Source organism: Protofrankia sp. Cr1 (assembly GCF_963555865.1).
In the GTDB taxonomy this organism is placed as follows: domain Bacteria; phylum Actinomycetota; class Actinomycetes; order Frankiales; family Frankiaceae; genus Protofrankia.
This window is the reverse complement of sequence record NZ_CAUVXO010000013.1, coordinates 28,056-34,610: the sequence shown is the minus strand read 5'-3', so window position 1 is coordinate 34,610 and position 6,555 is coordinate 28,056. Positions and strand designations below refer to the sequence as shown.

Annotated in this window: 7 protein-coding genes; 5 read left to right on the top strand and 2 right to left on the bottom strand. The window is 71.1% G+C overall.

Translation table 11 applies throughout. From position 1 onward, the window contains the following. Together mftF and U9980_RS02835 are read left to right on the top strand one after the other, a co-directional pair. Window positions 1-1,030: mycofactocin biosynthesis glycosyltransferase MftF (gene mftF / locus U9980_RS02840; protein WP_322766552.1), on the top strand; the 1,030-nt coding region annotated here is incomplete at its 5' end. Window positions 1,031-1,053: 23 nt separating this feature from the next. Beyond that, window positions 1,054-1,815 (top strand): enoyl-CoA hydratase, encoded by a 762-nt coding sequence (locus U9980_RS02835; RefSeq protein ID WP_322766551.1) that lies wholly within the window; start codon window positions 1,054-1,056, stop codon window positions 1,813-1,815. 135 nt (window positions 1,816-1,950) lie between these two features. Here the strand turns inward: U9980_RS02835 and U9980_RS02830 are convergent, their stop codons facing one another. Then, window positions 1,951-2,505, bottom strand: a complete 555-nt coding sequence (locus U9980_RS02830) for a DUF6036 family nucleotidyltransferase (RefSeq protein WP_322766550.1) — start codon at window positions 2,503-2,505, stop codon at window positions 1,951-1,953. Further along, a complete protein-coding gene (locus U9980_RS02825) occupies window positions 2,502-2,921 on the bottom strand; it encodes a hypothetical protein (protein ID WP_322766549.1) in 420 nt (139 codons plus the stop codon). The genes U9980_RS02830 and U9980_RS02825 overlap by 4 nt, the downstream gene beginning before the upstream one ends. A 179-nt stretch (window positions 2,922-3,100) precedes the next feature. Between U9980_RS02825 and U9980_RS02820 the strand changes: the two genes are divergently transcribed. From U9980_RS02820 to U9980_RS02810, 3 genes are all read left to right on the top strand, one after another. Continuing rightward, the gene (locus tag U9980_RS02820; RefSeq protein ID WP_322766548.1) at window positions 3,101-4,306 is read left to right on the top strand and encodes a cysteine desulfurase family protein; all 1,206 of its coding nucleotides are present in this window, start codon (window positions 3,101-3,103) and stop codon (window positions 4,304-4,306) included. 5 nt (window positions 4,307-4,311) lie between these two features. Further along, window positions 4,312-5,412: a tRNA 2-thiouridine(34) synthase MnmA gene (gene mnmA, locus U9980_RS02815; protein ID WP_322766557.1), complete on the top strand. Its 1,101-nt coding sequence runs from the start codon at window positions 4,312-4,314 to the stop codon at window positions 5,410-5,412. Between the two features lie 63 nt (window positions 5,413-5,475). Continuing rightward, window positions 5,476-6,516, top strand: a complete 1,041-nt coding sequence (locus U9980_RS02810; protein ID WP_322766547.1) for a methionine synthase — start codon at window positions 5,476-5,478, stop codon at window positions 6,514-6,516. The last annotated feature ends 39 nt before the right edge of the window (window positions 6,517-6,555 follow it).

Here is a 6,555-nt window from a genome sequence, read left to right as displayed (position 1 = left end):
CCGCGTCATCCGGCATGACTCGCCGCTGGGGCCCGCGTCCGCCCGCATGGCCGGGGCGCGAGCCGCGGCAACCCCGCTGGTCGCCTTTGTCGACTCCGACGTGCTGCCCGGCCCGGACTGGCTCACCAGGCTGCTCCCGCAGCTGGCCGACCCGATGGTCGCGCTCGTCGCCCCGCGGGTCGCCTCAGCGCCACACCGGGCACTGCGCGCCCGGTACGAGATGTCCCGGTCGCCGCTGGACCTGGGCTTGCGGCCCGGTCCGGTCCGCGCGGGCAGCCGTATCTCCTACCTGCCGGCCGCGGCGCTGCTGATCCGCCGGGAGCTGGCCGACTTCGACCCGGCGATGCGCTACGGCGAGGACGTCGACCTGGTGTGGCGGCTGACCGCGGCCGGCTGGTCGGTGCGTTACGAACCGGCCGCGGTGGTGCTCCACCAGCCCCGGTCGTCCTGGCGGGGCTGGGTCAGGCAGCGGGTCGGCTACGGATCGTCCGCGGCAGCGCTCGCGTTGCGCCATCCCGAGCCGTTGCGGCCAGTGCGGGGCGCTGCGGCCGGTGTCGCGGCGGGTGTCGTCGTCGCGACCGGGTCCGCTGCCGCGGTTGCCGCGGTCGCCGCCACTGCCGGGGTCGGCGCGGTGGTCAGCGCCTGGCGCCTGCGCCGGACGTTCACCCGCCTGCGCACGCCCGTGCCGCGGGCCGGGCTACACGCGGCGGTCCTGGTCGCCCGGGGCCGGCAGCATGCAGGCTGGGCTGCCGCGGACACCGCGCGGCGCGTGTGGCTGCCGCTGCTGGCCTTCGGTGCGGGTCGGCCCGGCCGTCGTGTCCTGCTGGTCGCGGCGACCATACCGACCGCGTGGGACTGGTGGCGAGAACGTCCGGATGTCGGGCTCGTCCCCTACGTCGCGTTGCGGATGGCGGACGACGCGGCCTACTGCGCCGGGGTCTGGTGGGGTTGTCTGCACGCCCGCACCACGCTCCCGCTGCGCCCTGCCGTCCCGCTGCGTCCGATCTTCGGATCGGGTGCGTCCGGGTGAACGGGCCGGCAAGCTCAGGCGATATGGCCAATGTATTAGTCGATGTCCGCCCGCCCGCGGCGGTTGTCACGCTGAACCGTCCCCAGGTCCGTAACGCGATCACTCCTGAACTGATCGGCGAGCTGCGAGCCGCGATCGTCGACCTCGACGCCCGGGACGATGTGCGGGCGATCGTCCTCACCGGTGCCGACCCGGCCTTCTGCGCCGGCCTGGACCTCGTCGCGGTGGGCCAGGGCAGGTTCAGCGAGGCTGCGAACTGGGACGAAATACCTTTCGATCAGGTGCTGGCGACCACCAGGCCGTTGATCGGAGCGATCAACGGGGCGGCCGTGACCGGTGGCCTGGAATGGGCGCTGTGCTGCGACTTCCGTATCGCCTCGGAGCGCGCGCGGTTCGCCGACACCCACGCGCGGGTCGGCGTGATGCCGGGCGGCGGGATGACCTGGCGGCTACCCCAGGCGGTCGGGTTCGCCTGGGCACGTCAGATGTCGTTCACGGGCAACTACGTGGACGCGGCGCAGGCGCTGCGGATCGGTCTGGTCAACGAGGTGGTGGCACACGGGACTCTGCTGGCGCGGGCTCTGGAGATCGCCGCGAACATCGCCACCATCCCCGCGGGGGATCTCGCTGACATCCGGGCCATGTATCACCAGTCGGAGTTCGGCACCGTCACCGACGCGATCGCGAACGAGAAGGATGTCGCGGGCCGGCGTTCGTTGGATGCCGGCGAGGTGGCCCGACGGCGCGGTGCGGTGATCGAGCGCGGCCGAGGCCAGGTCGGGTAGCGCGGGTCGGGCTACGCCACGGCTGTGGGCCGCCTTCACAGCACAGCTGTGCCCGGCTGGATGGTCATCAGTCGGGCACATTCGGCTCGATACCGAGATCAGGTATGATCGGTATGAGACATGCGGACGCTGACGTCAACCCGCATCCCGTGGTGTCCCTGTTACAGCGCCGAGCGCGTCCTCGGCGAACAGTCGACTCTTGTCCGTCAGCGGCTCCTGCGGGAAGACGTCCGCGCAGATTCGTTCCACGTCATCTACCGTCGTGATTCGCAGAATGCGGAGAAGTTCGACGGTGTCCGCGAGATCGGCGTAACGGCGAGCGGAGAGAATCTTCATTGCGAGGAGGTGTCGTGGTGAGGCCGCACTTACTCGCAGACCTGGGTGTTCGAAGACCGGCCGCGCCTCCTGATCGGATTTCGTCGATATATAGACGCTCGCCTGCTCGTTGATCCAACTCCTCGGAAGTCCCAACCTGCCCGCGACGAACGCTGCCTCTTCGAGCACGACTCCGTGGGGCGTGAACAGTGCGTCCACGTCACGAGTCGCGCGACGACTGTCGTAAGCGAGCATCATGGCTGCCCCGCCGACGATGTAGACATCGGCTACAATGCTACGCTGGGCGAGTCGTTCGCCGAGCATCGTGAAGGCTGCGGTGAGCGCGGCACGGTCGAATAGGGGATAGCTGTTCATACCCGCTCGAGGTCCTCGGCCGCGATAAAAATACCCCTCCGCCGGAGAGCCGCCGGGGAATGGACAAACGCCCACGCTCGGGCCGCTGGTGTGTCGTCGGGAAACCAGAATCGATCCAGGATCCTGTCCTCCACCCAGGCGGGACCGGGCCGGCCCTGTCTCGCGCAGACGTGTTCCGCGATACCCGCGAGAAGCACGTCCCACTGTTCATCGCCGGTCGGTGCGGGTTCGGCTTGTACCAGGGCGGGACGCACGGAATCCGCTGCCCACTTCCAGCCTTCAAGGAACTCCAGCAGCAGCCGCCGCCGCGTCGACTCGTCACCGTTCATGCCAATATATCCAGCGAGATCGGCCACCGTCAGTGGTTGGAAGCCGGAGTCGCCGAACTCGTCGGCCTGAGGGTGGGTAGCGGTCATGGTTCCTACGATAGGACCTCCACGGCAGCTGTGATCGGCTCGTGAGCGGTCAGGCGGTCAAGCGTGTGCCGTCGATCGGGTGGTGGTCGGGCTACGTCACGGGCCATAGCGTGGCGTCGGCTTGCCGACCTTGGTTGTCTCCAGGGGTACGGTGGCGACACGCGGATATCCTCAGTGATGTGACCTACCTCGACCACGCGGCGACCACGCCGATGCGTCCTGAGGCCGTGGCTGCTTATACCGCGGCGCTCGCTGAGGCCGGGAACGCGTCGTCGCTGCACGCCAGCGGCCGTCGTGCGCGCAGAGTAGTTGAAGAGTCGCGCGAGGCGCTCGCCGCGGCACTGCGCGCCCGTCCGTCTGAGGTCGTCTTCACCGCTGGGGGGACCGAAAGCGACAACCTGGCCATCAAAGGTCTGTACTGGGCGCGGCGGGCGGCCGCGCCGCGCCGGCACCGGGTACTGGTCAGCGCGATCGAGCACCGGGCCATCCTCGACGCCGTGTTCTGGCTGGCCGAGGCGCAGGACGCCCAGGTCGAGCTGTTGCCCGTGGACGCCACCGGGATGGTGCACCCCGACGTCCTCGCCGCGGCGATCGCCCGTGATCCCGACAGCGTCGCGCTGGTCAGCGTCATGTGGGCGAACAACGAGGTAGGCACGGTGTCGCCGATCGCGGAGCTTGCAGCGGTTGCGCACGGCTACGGGATCGCGTTCCACACCGACGCCGTCCAGGCGGTCGGGTCGATCCCGGTGTCGTTCGAGGACAGCGGTGCGGACGCGCTGACGGTCAGCGCCCACAAGCTCGGCGGCCCGATCGGCATGGGCGCGCTGCTGGTGCGCCGGGGTCTGGCCCTGGCACCGTTGACCCACGGCGGTGGGCAGGAACGCGATGTACGGTCGGGAACACTCGACACGCCGGGAGTCGCGGCGTTCGCCGCGGCCGCGACCACGGCGGTCAGCGAACGGCCCGCCGAAGCGGAGCGCCTCGCAGCCCTGCGTGACGATCTGGTCGCACGGGTGCTCGCCGCGGTACCGGACGCGGTGGTGAACGGAGCGCCCCCGGGCCCGGGGCTCCTCCCCGGGATCGCTCATCTGACCTTTCCCGGCTGCGAGGGCGACTCACTGTTGCTGCTGCTCGACGCACACGGGATCGAGTGCTCGACCGGTTCGGCCTGCTCGGCCGGGGTCGCCCGACCGTCACACGTTCTGCTGGCCATGGGCGTGGACGAGGCCGGCGCCCGCGGTTCCCTGCGCTTCTCCCTGGGACGCACCTCCGAGCGTGCCGATGTGGACGCCCTGGTGCGGGTGATCATGCCGGTGGTGGGTAGGGCGCGCCGCGCCGGAGCGCTGTCCGGCCTGTCCGGCCTGTCCGGACGATCCGGGGGGTGAGCGGAATGCGGGTACTCGCGGCCATGTCCGGCGGGGTCGACTCGGCGGTCGCGGCCGCCCGTGCGGTCGACGCCGGCCACGATGTCACGGGCGTGCACCTGGCGCTGGCGAAATCCCCGGAATCACACCGGACCGGCGCTCGTGGCTGCTGCACCGTCGAGGACGCCCGCGACGCCCGCCGCGCCGCCGACATCCTGCGCATCCCCTTCTACGTGTGGGACCTGGCCGACCGGTTCGAACAGGACGTCATCGACGAGTTCGTGACCGCCTACGAGGCCGGTCGGACGCCGAACCCGTGTGTGCGGTGCAACGAGCGGATCAAATTCGCGGCGGTTCTGGACCGGGCGTTGGCGCTGGGTTTTGACGCGGTGGTCACTGGGCATCACGCCCAGCTGTCCGGCGCGGTACTGCGCCGCTCGGTGGATCCGGACAAGGACCAGTCCTACGTACTGGGGACGTTGCGCCCCGAGCAGCTCGCGCATGCGATCTTCCCGTTGGGGGACACGACGAAGACCGAGGTCCGGGCCGAGGCCGCTCGACGCGGTCTCGCGGTTGCGGACAAGCCCGACAGTCACGACATCTGCTTCATTGCCGACGGTGACACCGGCCGGTGGCTGCGTGAACGGCTGGGATCGCGGCCAGGGCCGGTGGTGGACGCCGTCACCGGCGAGACCGTGGGGGAGCACGACGGGGCGTTCGCCTTCACCATCGGGCAGCGTCGGGGTCTGCGCCTGGGCCGGCCCGCGCCCGACGGCAAGCCGCGGTACGTCCTCGACATCGCGCCCGTCACCGCCACGGTGACGGTCGGCCCGGCCGAGGCACTCGACGTCCACAGCCTCGTCGCAGACCCGGTGGTCTGGCCGTACGAGGGTCCGGTGGTGTGCACGGCCCAGGTCCGCGCACACGGGCGGGCGGTCCCGGCCACGGCGCAGGCCGTCGGGGACGAGCTGCACGTGCGGTTGGACGAACCGGTCCGCGGTACCGCGCCCGGCCAGGCCGTCGTCCTCTACGACGGTGATCGGGTCCTGGGCGGGGGTCATATCCGCCGGTTGGGTGCCGGCGAGTCCGGTTCCGGCTCGCGCGGTGCCGGCCGGCCTGGTTTCTGATCCTGCGCATCCGGGAAGTTTCGATCATGATTTGGATGATCACATGATGATGACCATGACCTCATGACACAGTCAGCTGCTACCTCCGTCAGCACCCGGCTGTGGGAGCCCGGGGCGGCGACCGGGGTCGGGTCGTTGCCGGGGACGGACCCGGTCGAGGCATGCCGGCTGGTCTTCGACGAGCTTGGCGACCTGCCGCACCTGCCTGAGCTGCCGGACCGCGGCGCCGGCGCCGACATGATCGGGCGTGCCGCGGGTCTGCTCGCGGACATGCCGGTCGATCTGCAGCCGTCCGGGTGGCGGTTGGTGCCGCGTCCCGGCATCGACCTGCGTCGCACCCGTGATCTGATGGCTCGCGACCTCGACGCGCTCGGCGAGGTCGCCGCCGGCTACACCGGACCGTTCAAGGTTGCCGTCACCGGGCCCTGGACGCTCGCCGCCACCGTCGAGTTGCAGCGGGGGCACAAGGCCCTCAAGGACGCCGGGGCCGCCCGGGACATCGCCGAGGCCCTCGCGGAGGGCATCGCCCGCCACCTCGGGCAGATCGCGAGCGTCCTGCCCGGTGCCCGCCTGATCGTCCAGCTCGACGAGCCGGGTCTGCCGGCGGTGCTCGCCGGTCAGGTCCGTACGCCCAGCGGATTCGGGGCGCTGCCGGCGGTCGAGGAGGGTGTCGTCACCGAGCGGCTGCGCAACCTGCTCGCCGGTGTCCTGCTCGCCGGCGTCGCGGTGCCGGCCGGGGTGCACTGCTGCACGGCATCGCCCCCGGTCGGGCTGGTGCGGCAGGCCGGTGCGGCCTTCGTGAGCGTGGACGCGACCCTGCTCACCCCCGCCGATGACGACATGATCGGCGAGGCGGTCGAGGCGGGGGTCGCGCTGATGCTCGGCGTGGTGCCGGCGCGGGACACCGAACTGTCCGACGTCGGCCGTACCGTCGAGCCGGTCCGGTCGATGTGGCGCCGGCTGGGGTTCTCGTCCGAGCAGCTTCGGGAGGTGGTCGCGGTGACGCCGACCTGCGGTCTCGCGGGTGTGACACCCGCCTACGCACGGGTGGCGCTGCGACGCTGCCGCGAGGCGGGGCGGGCGCTGGCCGACGATTCGACATGAGTGCGCCCGCTGCGCCGAGTCCGGGCGCGACCGGGACGG

Coding starts and splice junctions, on each gene's coding strand:
- U9980_RS02830 (WP_322766550.1), bottom strand. CDS start 2,505: ATGAACAGCTATCCCCTATTCGACCGTGCCGCGCTCACCGCAGCCTTC.
- U9980_RS02810 (WP_322766547.1), top strand. CDS start 5,476: ATGACACAGTCAGCTGCTACCTCCGTCAGCACCCGGCTGTGGGAGCCC.
- U9980_RS02835 (WP_322766551.1), top strand. CDS start 1,054: ATGGCCAATGTATTAGTCGATGTCCGCCCGCCCGCGGCGGTTGTCACG.
- mnmA (WP_322766557.1), top strand. CDS start 4,312: ATGCGGGTACTCGCGGCCATGTCCGGCGGGGTCGACTCGGCGGTCGCG.
- U9980_RS02825 (WP_322766549.1), bottom strand. CDS start 2,921: ATGACCGCTACCCACCCTCAGGCCGACGAGTTCGGCGACTCCGGCTTC.